Consider the following 21,132-nt stretch of genomic DNA (forward strand, 5'->3'; position numbering starts at 1 on the left):
ATTGCTTATCATTTTCATTGGTCACAAAATGATATTTTAAATTTAGAACATACTACCCGTCAGCGGTGGGTAGGGGAAATCAATAAAATTAACCAAAAATTAATATGAAAGTAAAAGTTAGTTATTCACCAACTGTAAGTGAAATCAATGAAGTCGATCTGACCATAGAGAGTACAACTAGAGGAGAATGGTTAGTAGGTCGCTCTCCTGATTCTGATTTAGTTTTGGACAGCCCTGATGTTAGTCGGCTACATGCTAAGTTCTTTGTTAAAAGTGGAAGTTACTACTTTCTTGACCTTGGCAGTAGAAATGGCTCTATATTTAACGGAAAACAGGCTGAAAAAGATCGACCGTATATTTTGAATGATGGAGACGTGATCCGAATTGCAGATTACGTTTTGATTCTCGAAGCAGTGGTTTCTGAGCAATTACCAGAGACGGTCTTTAGAATTATAGATCCTTCGCTGTTTTCTCGATCGCGATCGCCTGAAAATATCAGCACTTCTAATGTTGCTAATCCAGCTCCAGAGGTAGTCAGCGAAGTTATAACGCCAATTAGTAAGGAAGTCGAAACACCGGAAATTAATGCTGTTTCCCCAGAAATTAGCGAAATTTCCGAAGTTGCTTCTAATCAACCTGATGATGCCATCCCGGTTGCTGAACTAACCACCTCTGAAAACATAATTCAACCATCAGAAGCAGTCAGCGAAGTTCCACGCGACGCCCGTGATGAAATTGTGGATTTGCGTACTTTAGTCGAACAAGAAGAAATTAGCCCAGAAGTTACTGATATAGAAGTTCCTGAAGTCAGTGAAACTGAACCTGATGAGGCAGTAACCACGCCTGAAAATATCATCCCAACTCCTGAGGAAGAAACTACACCTCCGGCAGCTACTGACGATGAAGTTGCAGATTTTGCTACAGCACTGGCAACAGAATCGACCTTTGTGCAACGGCGTGATATTGAAAGTGCCATTCCCCAAGCTACCTCCGATGAAGATGCAGAGTTGGAAGCAGCATTGGAGGCAGAAGTCACCTACGTACAGCCGCGTGATATTATGCATGATAGTGTTCCTCCAGCTACTTACGACAGCGATGCAGAGTTGCAGGAAGCATTGGAGGCAGAAGTCACCTTTGTACAACCGCGTGACATATTCAATCAAGTATCTCAAGAGAGCGATGCTCCCGCAGTTACTGATTATGAAGCCGTAAATTTGGATACGCCAGTTGTAGAACAAGGCAGCGGACATGTTGACGGAGTTGTTAGTGATGTTACCCCAGAAACTAGCAAAATTCATCAAGAGGTAGACATTCAACATCAGGATATATCAACCGAAGTTCCACACGAAGTTAGTGATGAATTAGTTAATTTAGATACGCTAGTTACAACAGAAGACACCGCAGATGTTCACGAAGTAGAACCTAATGAAACAATCAGCGAAGTTCCACACGAAGTTAGTGATGAATTAGTTAATTTAGATACGCTAGTTACAACAGAAGACACCGCAGATGTTCGCGAAGTAGAATCTGATGAAACAATCAGCGAAGTTTCTGAAGCGTTGACTTCACCTGATGATGATAACATTCCAGAAGTTTCCAGTAATCAATACATTGATTTGATGGAGACAAGTACAGAAGAAGTTAGTGCAGATGTTGATGGTGTTTCGGCACAAGTAAGTGAACTCTCTGATTTAGATGATATTCAATCTTTGCAGCCAACAGAAACAGAAACTCCTGAAATCACCAGTCAAACTGTTGAAGAAGTTTCTGAAGTAGAAGCAACTGAATCTGATGAAATTTCATCTGAATTAGAAACAACTGAATCTGATGAAATTTCCGAAGAAATAAATTTAAGTGAGCCTCCAGAAATGATCGTTGACAGAAACATAGTAATTATTGCTCACGAAAGCAAAAAATCAGAACTTGCTGAATTTGTTGGTCAACATCAGGAATTTTTCTCACAGAGCTTTACAATTACCTGGCCATCTGTTAGTGAAATCTTACATCAACAGGTAGGTATAACTGTTAGTCAACAAACCCCCGCACCAACTTCAGGAGGATATCAAACAATTGCTTCATTGGTTGGGTCGGGAGAGATTTTAGCAGTTATTTTCCTGAGAGATCTGCTGCAACCTCAACCAGGTCAAGCCAATGAAGAAGCATTGCTGAGGTTATGCAATATTAATCAAGTGCTATTGGCAACTAATGTACCAACTGCAGAGGCGATCGTACATTATTTGAAACACATAGTAGATTAGCACTAAATGGGGAGTGGGCATGGGGTATTGGGCATTGGACATTGGTTATTAATTATTCTCCCCTGTTTCTCATCTCCCTAAATTACCGATGCCCAATGCCCTATTTTAAAATAAAACTTAATATAAAGAAATGTTTGCAAACTTTAAAAGTTTATTTAGACAGCCCATTATTTTTTCAAGTGCGATCGCCACAATTTTACTAGTAGGCATTCAAAAACTTGGAGTTTTTGAACCTCTAGAAATGAAAGTCTATGACCAAATGATGCAATTACGTGCCGATCCAGGTCCAGACTCTCGTTTGTTGATTGTTGCTTTAACTGATAAGGATATCGAAAAATGGAATTGGCCGCTGTCTAGTGAACTTTTAGATCGGCTATTGGGCAAACTTGAGGAATATGAACCGCGAGCCATTGGTCTAGATATTTTTCGTGACATACCAGTACAGCCTGGTCATGACAAACTACTGCAACGCTTACAACAAAGCGATATCATTATTCCCATCTGCAAACATTCTGGTTCTAAAAATCCGGGAACAGCACCCCCAAAAGGGATTGAACCAGAGCGAGTAGGATTTAGTGATGTTGTAGAAGATACTGATTCGACAATTCGTCGCAATTTATTATTGGCAAGTGCAGATGAATCTGACCCTTGTCAAGGTACATATTCTTTTAGTTTGCAGCTAGCACTAAAATATTTAGAAGTTGGTGGTATCCAACCAGAATTTACTCCAAATAAAGAATTAAAGTTACGAAATATTATATTTAAACCTCTGCAAAGTAATGCAGGTGGTTATGAAAAAGCCGATACAAATGGTTACCAAATTTTGCTTAACTATCGTTCTGGTCATCAAATTGCCCAGCAGGTAACTATTACAGAAGTACTTGCAAATCAAGTCAAACCAGATTTTGTCAAAGGTCGTATCGTCTTAATTGGTTCAACAGCAAATACTTTAAATGACATTTTTAATACGCCATTTGCTAGTGGTAAATCAGATAATTCTGGCAAGATGGCAGGAATAGAAATTCATGCTCATAGCGTTAGTCAAATTCTCAGTGTTGTTCTTAATCAACAGCCTCTATTTTGGTTTATCCCTGAGTGGGGTAAAGTCCTTTGGATATGGGGATGGACTGTAATTGGTGGTTTATTGGTATGGCGAATTCAGTATCCATTAGCTTTAGGATTGGCAGGAGCAACAGCTCTAGCAGTGTTATTTGGGGCTAATTTTCTCATTTTTACTCAAGCTGGATGGTTACCAGTAATACCTCCGATGTTGGGGTTAGTATTTACCGCCGGTAGTGTCCTTGCTTACACCTCTTATCAAAGCAAGCAAGAGCAAAAAGAAATTACCCAACGGGTTCAAGAACACCAACAATTAATTATCGAATTGCAAGCCCTTTTACGCCAGCGTGGTGACGCCTCCAATGAAGCGCCAACAGTAATTGCTGATTCCATTGGGCAAGAAATTGCACTAGGTACGCTACTCAACAACCGTTATCAAATTACTGATCGCTTGGGTTCTGGAGGATTTAGTAATACTTATTTGGCTGAAGATATCAAGCGCCCTGGTAACCCTGAGTGCGTAGTTAAACAATTGCGACCTCCCCGCCAAGATCCAGAATATTTAAATGTTGTCAGACGGTTATTCGATGCTGAAGCAGAAATTTTAGAAACTTTAGGTAAGCACCCACAAATTCCCCAACTGTTAGCTTTTTTTGAAGAAAATCACCAATTTTCTCTAGTGCAAGAATTTGTTAGAGGTCACGCTATGGATAAAGAGCTAACCTCTGGTAAGCGATTAAAACAAACTGAAGTTGTGGAGATCCTCAAAGAAGTTTTAAATGTGCTTGTTTTTGTTCACAGCTATGGTGTAATTCATCGAGATATTAAACCTAGTAACTTGATTAGACGAGAATCAGATCGGCACATTGTTTTAATTGACTTTGGTGCTGTGAAACAAATTCATCCCCAACAACAAGAACATCAGACTATTTCAATTGGTACTCCTAGCTATGCACCTTCTGAGCAAATGAGTGGATTACCAAAGCTAAATAGCGATATTTATGCATTGGGAATTATGGGAATACAAGCTTTAACTGGAGTAGATCCAAGAGTATTTCGCAGAGATACAAATGCTGGTGAAGTAATTATCCCAACTGAACCTGATGGCAATCAACAGATTTGGCACAGTTGGCGCGAAGTAGCTGAGACTACAAACGATTTAGTTGTTATCTTAAATAAAATGGTACATTTTGACTTCACTCAACGATATCAGTCAGCAGCAGAAGTGCTAAAAATTATCGAAAGTCTCTAAGCTAATGTGCCTTTAAGTGCCCTTTGTCATTTGTTCTTCGTCTTTTGCAAATCAGAAACGATCGCTATCGTAAACTAGGCAATTTTCAGGCGATCGCCTAAGAGGAATTTTTAAACATCCTCTAACTACTTATTTTATTAGACCGAGAGAGTCTGTCTCTATTTACTTACTGTTGCTAGGACTAAATCTCTAGTTGTTGCAGCAGTCTCAAATATGGTACTTTTATTATACGGTAAATTGATCGGATTACAGTATAATCTTGTCAGATGCGATCGCTTTCTTTGATTACCCTTGACAGCAACCAAAGGAAGCGGACTTTGCGAAAACTACCCTATAGACCAAACTTTGGAGAATTTACATGAGCAACAAGCACATTGAAGTTAAACAGGTAGCTGGTTTCATCGGTGCCGAAATTAGCGGTGTGGATCTTTCGCGTCCTTTGCACGATGATGCAATCAAAGAAATTCGTCAAGCACTATTGAAGTGGAAAGTTGTCTTCTTTCGCGGTCAGAACATCGACCATGCCGCACAGATTGCGTTCACAGCTCGTTTCGGCGAAGTGACTTACGCACATCCGCACGAGGATGAGCCGATTGAAGGTTTCTCAGAAATCCTGCCGATTGACCGCAGTCGCTATGAGCGGCGCAATGGTCTGCGCCGTTCTAGCTATGAGAGCCGCTGGCACACTGATGTGACAGCCGTTGTCAACCCCCCTGCGGCGTCGATTTTGCGTGCGGTTAATGTCCCCAGCTTTGGTGGTGACACACAGTGGACTAATCTGGTCGCAGCTTATGAGGGTCTGTCAGCACCTCTGCGCGCACTGGCTGACACATTAAAAGCCGAACATCGCTTTAATGCGCGTTTGAATCTGCCCAGCAACAGCAAGATTGCCCAGCGCATCGCAGCCAATCCCTTAGTCTCAATCCACCCAGTAGTAAGGGTTCATCCTGAGACTGGTGAACGTGCTTTGTATGTGAACCCCGGCTTCACCTCGCACATTCTTGACGTATCACGACAAGAAAGCGACCTACTGCTTGAGTTGTTCTTCAACCAGATTACCAAGCCCGCCTACACTACACGCTTCCGTTGGAACAATGGTGACATCGCATTCTGGGACAACCGCGCCACCTCGCATTTAGCCCCTCAGGATCTAGATCATCTAGAAGTAGAGCGTGTGCTATATCGCACTACCATCACGGGCGATGTTCCTGTTGGGGTCGATGGTTTCCGCTCGCAAGTGGTTGAAGGTGAGGCGTTCAGTAAGGAATTACCAACAATCTTTAGGAACAAAGCCGAGAAATTGAAAGGAGAACCAGTGCTTTCATAAGCTACAAAGTCGGTAAACCGGATTGTAGAATATACAGTGGATTTTTTTATTTGAGCCAAGTCTCTAATTCTGTCAATGGTTTTCATTAAAAAGCGCCCTCCTTTCGGAGAGCGCTTTTTATCTTATTTTATTTGACCTTGAGTTGAGTTAGCTGGCTATTAACCGTTGATAGCAGGAGCAGTCAGAGCTACAGGAGCAGCTTGTGCAGACGCTAAATCTAGGGGGAAGTTGTGAGCATTACGCTCGTGCATTACTTCCATACCCAAGTTAGCCCGGTTGATGATATCAGCCCAAGTGTTGATGACGCGACCTTGAGAATCAATCACTGATTGGTTGAAGTTGAAACCGTTCAAGTTGAACGCCATTGTGCTTACACCCAAGGCGGTGAACCAGATGCCGATTACAGGCCATGCTGCGAGGAAGAAGTGCAGTGAACGGCTGTTGTTGAAGGAAGCGTATTGGAAAATTAAGCGACCGAAGTAGCCGTGTGCCGCAACGATGTTGTAGGTTTCTTCTTCTTGACCGAATTTGTATCCGTAGTTCTGTGATTCGTTTTCGGTGGTTTCACGAACCAAAGAAGATGTTACCAAAGAACCGTGCATTGCGGAGAACAAAGAACCGCCGAATACACCAGCCACACCCAACATGTGGAAGGGGTGCATCAAGATGTTGTGTTCTGCTTGGAACACAATCATGAAGTTGAAGGTTCCGGAGATACCCAAAGGCATACCGTCGCTAAATGATCCTTGTCCGATGGGGTAGATCAAGAAGACTGCGGTTGCGGCAGCTACTGGTGCTGAGAATGCTAGGCAGATCCAAGGACGCATACCCAAGCGGTAAGATAATTCCCATTCCCGACCTAAGTAGCAGAATACGCCGATTAGGAAGTGGAATATTACCAATTGGTAAGGACCACCGTTGTAAAGCCACTCATCTAAGGATGCTGCTTCCCAAATTGGGTAGAAGTGTAAACCAATGGCGTTAGAAGAAGGAACAACTGCACCGGAGATGATGTTGTTTCCGTACATCAAGGAACCTGCTACTGGTTCGCGGATACCATCGATGTCTACTGGTGGTGCGGCGATGAAGGCAATTACGAAGCAAGCTGTTGCGGCTAGCAGGGTTGGAATCATCAATACTCCGAACCAGCCGATGTATAAGCGGTTGTTGGTGCTGGTGATCCAGCTACAAAACCGCTCCCATACGTTGGCGCTTTCGCGGCGTTGAATGGTTGCTGTCATTGTTTTATAAATGCGGTAGTTAAATGAATCAGACATGTTTGTTTTGCCTGTAAAAATACTTTAACACTGATTTACATAATTTAATCAAGTTTTATTAATTTAGTAAAACTAATGTAAATCATTAGCTTTACTTATTTAAAGCGTAAGAAGGTGCGATCGCACTTTAGACTGGTGGTAAGCGATCGCTGACTTTTCACGGCATCTGGAAAGGGGGAATTGGTTCGGGAATATGATTCCCGAACCAAGTGCTATTACTTTTTTGTATTTAGACTACTGAAGCTATTGGTCGCAGCAAAGGCGGATTGAGTACCAAGATTCATACTGTGGTGGATGCTTTGGGCAACCCACTGACTTTTCACCTGACACTAGGGCAACCCTTCGGATAAGCAGGGGAGGCAGGGGATGCAGAGGAGGCAAGGGGGGGAATCAATAAATTAAGTGTATTTTCCCATATTTTAGTAGTAAAAATTACTCAATATTCTCTTTACTCCTCCTACCTCCCCTGCTCCCCCTGCTCATTGGACGATGATCTCACTTTTTCGCGTTGGCGGAGCCTCTCTAAGAGTTGCGTTCCTGCAGGATAGCCCTTAATACAAAGTAAAAGTTTGAATTTTTTGTGACACTTCATTCAAAGGGACTTCCAGAAAATAAATTATCCCATTTTCATAGTGGCAGATTGATTCTCCTCTGCCTCCTCTGCATACACAACGATGGAATATTTTTTTTACTTGGAAATCCCTAATTTGTAATCGGAATTAAAATTACAAATTCTGTTTGGTTGTGTGGTAGGGAATTAACAGTGATATTGCCACCATGTTTTTTAATAATAGAATAGCTGACGAATAATCCTAACCCTGTACCGCGCCCTACAGGTTTAGTAGTAAAAAATGGTTCAAATATCCGTTCTTGAATATGAACTGGAATAAAACTACCAGTATTAGCGATCGCAATACGTATTTGCTGATTATCGATCGCTTCAGTACGAATCCGTATTTGTGGCTGTTTGGTATTTCTACCATATTCTCGAATTGCATCAATGGCATTATTCAAAATATGTAAAAATACTTGATTAAGCTGGGCGGGATAGCAAGTGATAGTTGGGAGATTACCATATTCTTTAATTACTTGTATCTCCGGCTGATGTTCGCCAGATTGTAAGCAATTTTGCAAAATTAATAGTGTACTTTCAATCCCACTGTGTAAATCTACAGCTTTAATCGGTGCTTCATCTAACCGAGAAAAATTACGTAAACTCAAGACAATTTTGCTAATGCGATCGCTTCCTGTTTTGATTGATTCTAAAATATTAATTGCATCCTGACAGACAAAATCAACCTCTATTTCTTCACGTTTGGCTTGAATTTTAGAACTAGGTTGAGTATATTCCTCTTGATAAAGTGCCAGTAAACTCATCAAATCGACGATGTAATTTTCTAGATGATTGAGATTACCATTAATAAAACTAATGGGATTGTTAATTTCATGAGCAATTCCTGCCACCAGTTGACCAAGGGATGACATTTTTTCGGTATGAATTAATTGTGACTGGGTTTTTTGCAGATGTTGCAAGGCTTGTTCTAAATCTTGGGCTTTTTGGTTGAGTGCCTGAGTTTTTTGCTCTACTTCTGCTTCTAGGTTTTGAGAATAGTTGGCGACTTGCTGATACAATCTAGCATTTTCCAAAGAAATGGCGGCTTGGGTGCAAAGGAAGTCGAGAATGAGAATGCGATCGCTAGTAAACACCCCACTGGTAGAGCGATTCTGCAAATACAAAATTCCAATCAAATTTCCTTGATGGAGAATCGGTAAGCATAAAAGACTTTGAGGTAGCTGCTGGGTTAAATATTCATCGATCACCGGCAGATCCGTTTTGAGACGATCAATCATCACCATTTCTTGGGTGTTTTTGACATATTGAATTAGCTTCACTGGTATACTGAGATTCCCCTCCAGTGGTTCTGAGTAAAGTTGAGTTGTTTCTGATGTGGCAATGGCTTGCAGATACCACTTGCCATTGCTATTAGGGAGGATTAAAGCACAACGATCGCCACCAGAGTTTTGCAGAATAATTTGAGTTAGTTGGCGCAGCAGTTCGTCAAGATGAATCGTACTGGAAAGATTTTGGGAGGCTTTGAGGACGGCGGCAAAATCTAGAGTTGTATTCAGACTCTTACTAACAACATAGGTGGCTTTTGTAGACGCAGGAAGTGAGATATTAGAAGTGGTAAGAGTTGCCAATGTTTCTAGTGGACTCCAGTTTGGCGTGACTTGCTCTAAAATTGGGTGCAGTAAATCGGGGTAGCGGTGTTCTAAATCATCGGTTTTGGTTTTAGCGCCCCAACGAGCGTAACAATAATAAGCTGACTGCATATAACTGGCAGCAATTTTTTGTTTACCCCAATTCAGGTAGAATTTAGCGGTCAGCTCATTGCTGAGTGCTTCTTCTTGGAGGTAGCCATTATCTTTTGCTACGGCTATGGCGCGATCGTATAGGTCAATGGCAGTACAGAAGTCATATTGCAGACGGTAAATCTCAGCCTCGACCAGCAAAAATCGATGCAAAAAGTTGTCTGGACAATAGTTTGCCAAATTCTTCATTTTCTGCCGATTACTCTGCAATTTTTTGAGATATTCACTTTGCTCTGATGGAGAAGACTGAGAATATAAAGCTGTTAGAGATAGTGAATAATATAAATTATGCGCTGAGACAAAAAATTTGCCGGTGCTAGCTCCTAAATGTGGTTCTGTAGCCAAGGCATGAGAGAGAGAACATTCATAGTCACCCAACAAATAAGCCAGCATTGCCTGAGCTGTATGAGCATAGTTGATGGTGTTAAAGTTTTTGTCCTGATATAGTTGGGGCAACTTGACCGCAATATCAAAATATTCACCTTGGAGGAAAGCTGGATTTTCCGCAGATTCAGTCAGGTTATGAACCACCTGCATCCAAATATGCAATTGGTGAATCACTTGTTCTTGTTTCAATCCCATCACCGACTGAATGTATTTCTCATATTCGGTCTGAATATCTTTGAGATTCTGTCCCGATAAAATTGCACAAAAGTAGGCATTGATCAGGCAGTAAGCGCAATTTTCAGCATCTCCATTTTGAGCAAAGCTTTGATAACCTGAAATTAGAGGTTGGAGAGCATCGCGCACAGGTTTGTAAAAATGGCGTGATAAACCGTAGATGACATTATATGTCATGGCTCGGTATTCTAAGTCGGGCTGCTGCTGTTCTAGAGCGATCGCTAATTCCCCAAATTGTTTACCCTGCTCAATATCCCCGACAACTGCGTTAATTAATACACTAAAAATCCCAAAGGCAAAGGGAGTTAAAGGCGAATGACCATATTTCAATGTCACATCCACCAGTCGGCACACCAGCAACCCTAACATTTCTGGTACAGCAAAATAGGCAGGAAAGCAAGAGCAGCGGAGAATTTTCATCGCCGCTAGTTTCTCAGCATTTTGCATAGGCGGGAGTTCAGCCAAATTTTCAAAGCCCACCTGCTGAATCAACTCGGTAGTTGTCTGAAGTGCATCTAGAAAATCTTGAGTATTAGGATCGGCTGGAAATTTTTCACCTAGATGGTTTAAGGTTTGCACCGCTAACGTTACTGCTTCGTAAAACTGAGATTGATTGTGATAGTAAAAAATCAGGAGTTCGTAAATCTTCACTCGATCCTGAATATTGGTGACAACTGTCAGAATGTGGTCACACAAAGCTTTCATCCTCTCAAAATCAGTTTTCAGACAAGCCGACTCCGCCGCACCCACATATAAATCTAGGGCGAGGGTGTATTGACTCTGCCAACAATCTGAACTCAACAGATGAATTCCCCGATCGAAGTAAGTATATGCAGACTCATAAGCTGTAGCCAGTTTCGCTCGCTTACCTGCCACTAAATTTAACTCAGCCAGTTCTTGGCGTTTGCTGGGCTGGGTAATTAGTTCCACACCGTAATTCAATTGGTTGACAATATCAAAGATTTTTTCTTCTAGCTCTACTTTGGTAGTGTAGCCCAGTAGCAATTCGCCAATTGTGCGATGAATCTGGCGCTTCTGTTCTGCTGGAATTAAAAAGTAGGCAGCTTGTTGGACGCGATCGTGCAGAAAGCGATAAGTGACATTCTCGATGTTGTTACTATTTGTCTGTCCTTGCTCATGGCTCAGATAAAATTTATACATCTGACCTTGGGGCAGAATCAGTCCTGACTGCAAAGCTTGCCATAAAGCTGTTGCCGCCTCTGCTGGTGATTGTTCGGAAACAATAGCCAAAGTATCCAAATCAAAATGGTTGCCGATGCAAGCAGCTAACTTGAGGACATTTTGCGTTTCTCTAGGCAATTTCTGCAACTGTTGGGCGATAAACTCTACAACATCATCGCTAAGAGATTGGGTGTTGATTTGAGCAAGATCGCATTCCCAATAACCGCGATCGCGAAACGTAATTTGGCCATCTTCGTGTAATGCTTTGAGAAATTGAGTGATAAAAAAGGGATTGCCTTGTGTCTTACGAAAGATTAATTCTGTCAAAGACTGTGCTGACTCATTGCCACAATGTAATGTATCAGCAATCAACTGATTGGTATCATTCAAGGAAAGGGGAGCAAGGGTAATTGTATTGACAGTCTTGCCAACTTTTTTCAGTTCCTCCACCATCAATATAAAAGGGTGTACAGGCGACACTTCATTATCTCGATAAGCCCCCAACAACAGCAGATAGCTGTTATCCTCCATCAGCAGTTTAATCAACTGGAGGGAAGCCAAATCTGCCCACTGTAAGTCATCCAAAAATATTACCAGTGGATGTTCTGATTTAGTAAAGACGGCAATAAACTTTTGGAACAATAAGTTAAACCGATTTTGGGACGCGGTTGCTGACAGTTTTGGCGCAAGAGGTTGTTTGCCAATTAACCGTTCTAGTTCAGGAATGACTTCAATGAGAACTTGTCCATTATCCCCCACAACTTCAAGAATCCGGCTTCGCCACTGTGCCAATTGTGCGTCCGATTTTGACAACAATTGCCCCATTAAATTGCACAAAGCTTGCACAAAAGCTGAGAAGGGAACATTGCGATTGAACTGGTCAAACTTACCTTTGATAAAGTATCCTTGCTGACGGATAATCGGCTTGTGGAGTTGATTCACAACAGCTGTTTTGCCAATTCCCGAAAATCCTGCCACCAGCATCATTTCCGATGTACCATTGACGACGCGCTCAAAAGCTTGCAACAAGGTAGCAACTTCTGATTCTCGTCCATAGAGTTTTTCAGGAATTAAAAAGCGATCGCAAATATCTCGCTGACCAATTTCAAAATTTTCAACTCTACCAATTTCTTGGAACTGGGCAAGACATTTTTCTAAATCTGATTGTAATCCCAAGGCACTTTGATATCGATCTTCAGCGTTTTTCGCCATCAACTTGATGATAATATCTGCAACTACCTGCGGAATTTTTTTTCTGTTGTCTAATGCCATAGGCATCTTCGCCAGATGACAATGCACCAACTCCATCGGATCGCTACTGTCAAATGGTAATTCTCCTGTTAATAATTCATAAAATGTGACCCCAAGGGAATAAAAATCGCTGCGGTAGTCTATTCCTCGATTCATCCTGCCAGTTTGTTCTGGGGAGATATAAGCCAGAGTTCCTTCCAAAACATTTGGACTTTTAATTTCTTCGTTTTCTTTAGGCAGTAATGAAGCGATACTAAAATCAATCAGTTGAATTTGTTTTGTTTGTGGGTTAATCAGAATATTTGCAGGTTTGATATCTTTATGAATTACCCGATTTTGGTGCAAATCATGGAGAACCTTGGTTAATTGAATGGCGATTGATAAAAACTCAACTAGAGAAAGGGTATTACTTTGAATATATTCGTTTAAGGAAATTCCCCCAATATCTTCCATCACTAGAATATAACTATTACCATAGGCTTCTAATGATAAAGCATGAACAATCCCAGCAATCTTGAGATGTTTGCTAATAGTATATTGATTACGAAATTGTAGTAACTCGTGGAAACTGGGATACTCTGAAATCAGAAATTTGATGACCACAGGGAGTTTATCTTGCTTTCTTATAGCTCGATATACTTTGGTTCTGGAACCTGTATACAGTTGAGAATTAATTTGATATCCAGGAATGATTAAGTGAGAAGTTTGAGTAGCCATTTATATATGTATTATTGATGCAAATTGATTTATTATGTTTGCAAAGCTGTGCAGAATGGGTCTACACTTTGTAAGTCTTGTCATTAGCTAAATGTTAACTAATGTCGCAATATCTCAAAAGAGATAAGCTATCTAGCAGGACAAATGTTTGATAAACCCTTATATGTATATGGCCTAATAAACTGCCTTGTTTCCTAAATCAAGCCAGAATCGGTAAGGTAATGACAAATTCACTTCCCTTACCTGGGGTAGAATTCACATCTAAACTGCCGTGATGTTTTTCTACCACAATAGACTTAGCGATCGCTAATCCTAAACCAGTTCCTTTACCCACCTCTTTAGTAGTAAATAAATGATCGAAAATCTTTTGTTTGACTGCTTCACTAATTCCTTGACCATTATCAGCAATGCATATTTTTACGTATTTATCTGACTGTAATGTTGTAATTTTAATCCAGTTCGGATTAGCTTGAATTTCTGCATAACTCCGCCCAGCATTTGATTCTTCAAAGGCATCAATTGCATTAGCTATAAGATTCATAAATACCTGATTTAATTGTCCTGGAAAACAATTAATCAAGGGTAAATTACCATAGCTAGTAATTACTTCAATTACGGGATGTTCTTCATTGGCTTTTAAGCGATGTTTGAGGATTAACACTGTACTGTCAATTCCTTCGTGAATATTAAATGGTACTTTGCAATCTTTATCAGCACGGGAGAAAGTGCGGAGACTAGTACTGATATTTTTCAACCTATCGCAAGCCATCACCATTGCATCTATCATTTTTGGTAAGTCTTCTAAGGTATAAGCTAAGTCAATTTCTTCGGCGTGATTTTGGATTTTATCACTCTTGTTAGTCAGGGTTTCTTGATATAAATTCAAGTGTTCAACAATATCATTCAGCGTCGGTTTAGCTTGTTCGAGAGTCGCAGAAATAAAACCTAAAGGATTATTCATTTCATGGGCTACTCCAGCAACTAAATTACCCAGCGCAGACATTTTCTCACTTTGGATAATTTGCAGTTGTGCTTGTTGTAAATCTTGTAATGCTTGCCCAGCTTGTTGATATAGTCGAGCATTTTCTAGGGATATTGCTGCTTGACAAGATAATAAGTGAATGATGCTGATACGATCGTTAGTAAATACCCCTTGATTCAGTTGATTTTCTAGGTAGAGAATTCCCACTAAATGCCCTTGATTAATAATCGGAGTACAAAATACACTTTGGGGTTGATGTTGCAATATATATTCCCCAATTAAACCAGGTATATTTGTTTTACAATTATCAATCACAACTGTTTCTTGGGTATTTTTGACATAATAAATAATATTTACAGGAATGTTTTGACAATTGTCTAGTGATTGTTTTTCGAGGATAGTTTGTATTTCTTGATGTTCGATAAAGGTAATTGCTCGAACTTGCCAAATCTCTTCTTGAGGAAGCAGCAGTACAGCTTTTTTTGCACCAGAGTTTTCTAGGATAATGCGAGTCAGGTGGGCAATGAGTTGATCTAATTCTAGAGAGCTGGAAATAGCTTGAGCGGCTTTAAGGACAGAGGTTAAATCTAGAGGATCGGAAACACTGGTACCACCTGTGGTAGAAGTGCGAGTAGAAGAGGAAGTCGCACGAAAGCTAATACTTTCTAGAGGGTTGAGGGTGAGTAGTTGCTGTTCTAGAATGGGTTTGAGAAGTTGGGGATAGCATTTTTCTAAGTCCGAGATTTTGGCTTTTGCGCCCCAACGGCTATAGCAATAGTAAGCTTCATGTAGATAATCTGAGGCGACTTTTTCTTTCCCCCAATTAAGGAAAAATTTAGCTGCAAGTTCGTTGGACAGGGCTTGTTCGTAACCATAACCTTGATGTTTAGCTTGAGCGATGGCTTGTTCGTAAAAATCAAGTGCCTCTACTTTTTGTCCCTTTAGTCGTGCTTTTTCTGCTTGTATTAGCAGACACTTGTGGAGAATATTTTCTGGACAGGCTTTCGCCCAATTATTTAAGCGTTCTTCTAGGGGAATCAAGGCTTCGCAATGAAACTGATGCTCTTGTTCGTCGCTAGCAATTTCGGCTAGAGATAGGTGCATTAATGCTACATAAAACACGCTAGAAGGAACTTTAGCATGACTGGAAATTGTGTTTTCAATTATGCTCAGTTGGGGAATTAAATCTGGGTATGCGGCTTTGTGATCAAATAAATAAGCATGACGAATTTTGACCGAATATAACCAAGCCAGATGATAAGGAGTATTGGCATATTTTTGTAAATACTCAGCTTCACTGAAACTATCGTCATCAAAGCTAAAGAGAGTTTTTGTTAAACCAAGAAGATTGCGAATTGGTTGAATAACTCCGGCCATTAAAGCATCTAAGTTCTCTAAACTTTTGATGTGACGGAGAAAATCTGCATGAGCTTGGGCGATCGCATATAGTTCATCTAGATTTTTACCATAAGTGAGGCGATCGGAACCACTTTGCATGATCGCAAAGCCAACGGTCAGCCAGTTTCCTGCTTCCATGCCATACTTATAGGCGTTGTCATAATATTTATCTGCTTCTCTAATTGGATGACTCCAGCTATGGACATCCGCCGCAAAGAGAAAATTAGTCATTCCCCGAACATCTGCATTGTCAAACTGTTCGCAAAGCTGCACCGCCATTTCTCCGAACTGATAAGCTGTTCTCAAGTCCTTGAGAATGGCATTGGCAATTAAGGCATAGCCGGCATAGCTAAAGGGGGACATATCGCTGTTACCATACTGCAAAGATAACGTTGTCATCTTGGCGAGTACCAGCAACCCTAAAGTCGGTTGACCATCAAGCCATGCAGCATAGAAGAGAATTTGTAAAATTCGCAACATTTCTGCAATACTTGCATCTGACATTTTGGGAAGATTGAGAATCGATTCAACAGTCTGCTGTTCTAAAAATCTGTTAACTATGGCAATTTCTCTGTCCAGACTTTCTTGAATCAACTCTTGTTCTTTTGGTAGTTCCCAGTCAAGTAGTTGTAAACTTTGGCGTTGCATAGCGATCGCTTCTGCATTGCGTCCTTGAAGCTGATATTGAGTCATCTGCACGCGATAAATCACCGCTTTGTCCAGGGGAGTTTGAGCATAGCTCAGTCCTTCCCCATAAAGGACTTCGGCTCGATCAAAATCACCACACAGATAAGCTGCTTCTGAACCCTCGCGGTGCAAATTGTACATTAATTCATAGTCAGTCTGCCAAGCGGTTGCAGGTAATAAATCAATCCCAGTAGTACAATAACTCAGGGATGCTTGATAAGCTGCCGATAGTTTTGCCTTTTGTCCTGCTTGTAGGTTTAAGTGAGCTTGTTGTTTTTTCTGTTCATGGATGGTGATACTCGAAAGGGAAACATCTTCAGCGATCGCACCAAGTCCTAAATTCAATTGGTTTACTAGGTCAAAAATCCGTTCTTGTTGTTCTTGTTCGGATAACCCTTGCAACAACAATTGACCAATCATGAAATGTGTTTTTTGCTTTTGCTCTGAGGGAATCAAGGAATAAGCTGCTTGTTGGATGCGATCGTGGAGAAATTTATATCCAATAATTTCGGAATTTTCTGAAGTAACAGTTTGATTTTCTGACCCTACAAAAAACTTATAAACCTCACTTTGAGGTAAAATCAAACCTTCCTGTAAAGCATTCCACAAACAAACAGCCGTTTCTATTTTTGATTGTTTACAAACAATTGCTAATGTTTCTAAATCAAACTGATTTCCGATACACGCAGCTAATTTTAAAATTTCTTGAGTTGATTCTGGCAACTTTTGTAATTGCAATGCCATAAATTCAACGATATCATTTGTGAGCGATCGCTGATTTATGTGGGTGATATCACATTGCCAACACCCTGACTCGAAGTTAAATTCAATTAATCCATCTTGATGTAATGCTTTGAGGAACTGTGTAGCAAAAAATGGATTACCTTGAGTTTTCTGAAATACCAAGCGAGAAAGAGTCCATGCCAAATTTTCTGAGCATTTCAGTGTGTCAGCAACTAATTGATTTACCTGCTCTTCACTCAGTGGTGCTAAAGTAATCGTATTAATCGTGGCTGCTGTTTTTTGGATATCATTCAAAGTCAACATTAACGGGTGTGCCGGTTTGACTTCGTTATCACGATAAGCGCCAATTAATAAAAAATGCTTTGTATCAGCCATTAATAGCTGCATTAACATCAGTGATGCCGAATCAGCCCATTGCAAATCATCTAAAAACATCACTAATGGATGTTTGTCACTGGTAAAGACTTGGGTGAATTTCTGGAATAATAGATTAAATCGATTTTGTGCCGCAGTTCCTGATAATTCTGTAGCAGGTGTTTGTTGACCAATGATTTTTTCTAATTCAGGGATAACTTCAATAATTACCTGTCCATTGTCACCAACAGCTGATAATATCTTAGTTTTCCATTCCTGAATTTTAGGGTCACTTTCTGTTAACAATTGTGCCATTAAATCTCGGAAAGCTTGCACAAAAGCACTGAAGGGAATATTCCGATTAAATTGGTCATATTTGCCTTTAATAAAGTAACCGCGTTGACGAACAATCGGTTTATGAACTTCGTTAACAACCGCAGTTTTACCAATACCGGAAAACCCTGCTACCAGCATCATTTCAGTTGCACCTTGGCTAACCCTTTCAAATGCTTGGAGTAGGGTTTCTACTTCTGTCTCTCTTCCATAGAGTTTATCAGGAATAATGAAGCGATCGCACACATCTCGTTGAGCAATTGGAAAACTCTCAATTCTGCCAATTTCTTTTAGCTGAGCTAAACAAATTTCTAAATCAAATTTCAGCCCTAATGCACTCTGATAACGGTCTTCGGCATTTTTTGCCATTAATTTGGTCACAATGTCACAGAGAACTTGCGGAATCTGTTCCCTATTCCCTAAAAGTGGAGGTTGTTTAGCAATATGACAATGGACTAACTCCATCACATCATTTGATTGAAAGGGTAACTTTCCTGTAAGTAATTCATAAAAAGTAATACCTAAAGAATAAAAGTCAGTCCGGTAGTCAATCCCCCGATTCATTCTTCCTGTTTGTTCTGGGGAAATATAAGCCAGCGTCCCTTCTAATACATTAGGGCTAATGAGCGTTTGAGTTTCTCGTGGTAACAAAGAGGCAATACTAAAGTCAATTAGCTTTACTTCGTCGGTTTCAGGATTAATTAATATATTGGCGGGTTTTATATCTTTATGAATAATTTGATAACGGGAGAGTATATCTAAGGTGTCACACAGAGATATTGCAATTTTTAATAATTTATCTAGAGAAGCGACATTATTATTTTTGGCGAAATAATCCTTAAGAGAAACTCCTCCAAAATCTTCCATTACTAATATATAACCATTCTGATATGCTTCCAGGGTATAAGTTTGAATGATTCCGGGATAGTTGAGATTTTTGGTAATGGTGTACTGATTACGAAATTGTACGAGTTCGCTAAAGCTAGGATAAGGATTTTTCAGTAGTTTAATCACCACTGGTAAGGAGTCACTTTCCCGATATCCCCGATAAACTATAGTCCGAGAACCGTTGTAAAGTTCTTCGTTAACTTCATAACTGCGAATACTAATTTTGGTGCTAAACATACTATATTTCTCCTTTTACATTCTTCATATTTCTCTAATATCAATTATTTTAACTCCGATTGCATTGGTGGAATTAATGATACTTTTATCAAGAGATAATGAAGAGTTATGTGGACTTTTAACTAGCACTAAAAGGTCAAGTAGATGAACAAATACCAAGTTCAGCTATTTTATTAAATGAATTATTAAGCACATATCAAATAAGTCTATAATTATTTGATTTATAATTTTTATTCTGCTCTACTCCTGCGTACAAGCAACTACGCGTAGCCTCCCATAAATCAGGGCTTAGAAAAGATTTTTGAAAATAATTGAAGTTGTATAAGTTACATAATGAAACATTAATTTGTCAATATTTTATAAGATTAACCTTGAATACAAAAAAACCACATTAGGAAAATCCTTAATTTATTTAAGGATTTTCCTGATTGTCCTGACCTCTTAAAGTCTAAGCCTTACCAAAAAATGGATAAAGTCGATCTGAAATATTAATAAATCTCTTTGTGATTGATAAGCTTTATTTTCTGTTTGTCCTATTTCTCTATCGCTCCAACTTTCTGGGACTCGTAGCATATGGCCGAAAGAGCAAAAAATCACTTCGGGGAGTGAAGCGATCGCTCGATAATTCCACAGGAGCAACACAAACAGGGCAACCAGGACCATGAATCAGGCTAATTTCTGGCCCAACCATCAGCCGACTCAGCTATTGGTGAAGAAGGAGTAATGGGATAAATCGCAATGACTTCATTGAGTCGATAGACGACTTGGGCAACAGCCTCATTGCCGTCTATAGTTGCAAAGCTTCTCTTGTTCATTTTCTTGCACCTGTGTCTCTAAGGGCTAGCAATGACTAAGCTGGATCTACTTTTGACATTAGGTTAAGAAGTTGAGAAACTTGTGAAGACTTCAGAGGTTTCTTATTTAAAGGAGCTGAGGTCTGGGAAATTTTCACAAAATTTGGCAAGGGTCAGAGCAAATTTCAAAATAGACCTCTTACATAAATAAGTTTTTATCTCACGCAGAAACACATTCGGCGAAGCCGTTCCCGAAGGGTAGGCGTAAAGAACAAGGTAATAATAAGACTTTTGCAAGGAGTCTAATTTTTACGAGTGAAAACTCAGTCCCCAATCCCTAGTCCCCAGTCCCTTTTACCTCTTAACATTGATGTTCTTAATCCTAAAATGCTGTCGGCTGAAATTTGGCGTTCTTCGTCTGTAACCTGTAATCCTTGGGGAGAGAATACTCGCACAGGTCTTGTCTCTCCTTCAAGCCGGGCGATCTCATGACATTTAACGCGACTGGTCAAAATTAAGCAACTTTGATGGGTGGTTTCTCCCACTCTCCGAAACAACTCGCAGTATTCGCCGTTGGTTGTCTGGTGGAGCCAGATGCAGTCTCGACAATTGATCTCTAGAGCAGCACATTCTTGGAGAATTCTGTCAGCACCATCTAAAACCAGTAAGCAACGATGACGTTGCAAATAATGAATCAGCCGTGAGATTCTGTGATTTAATGATTCTGGCAGATCGGTTTCTTTACCATCGGATAGAACGGCGATCAAATCTGCCAGAAGATCTTTAACTGGAGGAGCAGGGAGGAGCGATCGCCAAATCACGAATTCAAACCGATCCTGAAGTTGTTGTGCAAGCTTCACGGATAACCAGGTTTTGCCCATACCACCCATACTCAATAAGGTAATCAGACGGCAGGGAATTGCCTGATTTTCACCAGATGTAGCTAAAATCCAGTGCTTGAGAATTGCCAGTTCTTCTGTGCGTCCGTAAAAAAGGGATACGTCTGGTGCTTCTCCCCAATCAATTCGATTGGGAATTTTTGTGTCGTTTTGCTGTGGATTTATATCGGGATTGGCCAACTGATAGTCATTAGGTTCTAGTTGTAGTTTAAATGCTTGGAAACAGTATTTCAAAGTTTGTCGATCTACCCCCATTTCACAGGCAAATACCTTTGCTACCGTATCTGGATCTAATGCCATACGAAAGCCTAAGGCTTCACGAGTATAACGTTTACCGAAATTTTCATAATTTTCCGATTCAGATTTTGCATCTTGGAGTTTCTGCAATCCTTGAGATGTTAGGATTACACCACGTCTACGGCTGTTTGGCTGGGATTTCATTGGGAATTTTGCAGATTTTAAATGTATTTTTGATAGATAAACATGGCTATCTGTGGTG

General features: G+C 40.3%; 9 protein-coding genes and 2 pseudogenes. 5 read left to right on the top strand and 6 right to left on the bottom strand.

Annotated elements, in window-relative coordinates; translation table 11 throughout:
- The 4 genes from ACFG4S_RS04190 (at nt 1) to ACFG4S_RS04205 (ending at nt 5,896) form a co-directional block, all read left to right on the top strand.
- Entirely contained in the window at nt 1-108 is a 108-nt protein-coding gene (locus tag ACFG4S_RS04190; protein WP_392535904.1) for a DUF6760 family protein, read from the top strand.
- Nucleotides 105-2,258, top strand: coding sequence for an FHA domain-containing protein (locus tag ACFG4S_RS04195; protein ID WP_392533612.1), 2,154 nt, complete (start codon nt 105-107; stop codon nt 2,256-2,258). The genes ACFG4S_RS04190 and ACFG4S_RS04195 overlap by 4 nt, the downstream gene beginning before the upstream one ends.
- A gap of 130 nt (nt 2,259-2,388) precedes the next feature.
- Nucleotides 2,389-4,569, top strand: coding sequence for a CHASE2 domain-containing protein (locus ACFG4S_RS04200; RefSeq protein WP_392533613.1), 2,181 nt, complete (start codon nt 2,389-2,391; stop codon nt 4,567-4,569).
- A 358-nt stretch (nt 4,570-4,927) separates the two neighbouring features.
- On the top strand, nt 4,928-5,896 hold the full coding sequence (locus ACFG4S_RS04205; RefSeq protein ID WP_392533614.1) for a TauD/TfdA dioxygenase family protein: 969 nt from the start codon (nt 4,928-4,930) through the stop codon (nt 5,894-5,896).
- A 158-nt stretch (nt 5,897-6,054) separates the two neighbouring features.
- Here ACFG4S_RS04205 and psbA read toward each other — a convergent pair whose 3' ends face one another.
- A complete protein-coding gene (gene psbA / locus ACFG4S_RS04210) occupies nt 6,055-7,137 on the bottom strand; it encodes a photosystem II q(b) protein (protein ID WP_392531032.1) in 1,083 nt (360 codons plus the stop codon).
- A 275-nt stretch (nt 7,138-7,412) separates the two neighbouring features.
- Here psbA and ACFG4S_RS04215 point away from each other — a divergent pair.
- Nucleotides 7,413-7,511: pseudogene (locus ACFG4S_RS04215) on the top strand (IS5/IS1182 family transposase); the annotation flags it as partial.
- A gap of 364 nt (nt 7,512-7,875) precedes the next feature.
- Here ACFG4S_RS04215 and ACFG4S_RS04220 read toward each other — a convergent pair.
- The 5 genes and pseudogenes from ACFG4S_RS04220 to ACFG4S_RS04240 form a co-directional block, all read right to left on the bottom strand.
- Nucleotides 7,876-13,317 (bottom strand): AAA family ATPase, encoded by a 5,442-nt coding sequence (locus tag ACFG4S_RS04220; RefSeq protein ID WP_392533615.1) that lies wholly within the window; start codon nt 13,315-13,317, stop codon nt 7,876-7,878.
- 199 nt (nt 13,318-13,516) lie between these two features.
- Nucleotides 13,517-18,940: an AAA family ATPase gene (locus ACFG4S_RS04225; protein WP_392533616.1), complete on the bottom strand. Its 5,424-nt coding sequence runs from the start codon at nt 18,938-18,940 to the stop codon at nt 13,517-13,519.
- 541 nt (nt 18,941-19,481) lie between these two features.
- Entirely contained in the window at nt 19,482-19,631 is a 150-nt protein-coding gene (locus ACFG4S_RS04230) for a hypothetical protein (RefSeq protein WP_392533617.1), read from the bottom strand.
- Nucleotides 19,621-19,755 (bottom strand): annotated as a pseudogene (locus ACFG4S_RS04235) (pyruvate synthase); the annotation flags it as partial. The gene ACFG4S_RS04230 and the pseudogene ACFG4S_RS04235, both read right to left, overlap by 11 nt.
- A gap of 302 nt (nt 19,756-20,057) precedes the next feature.
- Complete coding sequence (locus tag ACFG4S_RS04240; protein ID WP_392533618.1) at nt 20,058-21,074, bottom strand: NB-ARC domain-containing protein; 1,017 nt, start codon at nt 21,072-21,074, stop codon at nt 20,058-20,060.
- Between the last annotated feature and the right edge of the window lie 58 nt (nt 21,075-21,132).

Source organism: Nostoc sp. C117 (assembly GCF_043099735.1).
In the GTDB taxonomy this organism is placed as follows: Bacteria; Cyanobacteriota; Cyanobacteriia; order Cyanobacteriales; family Nostocaceae; genus Nostoc.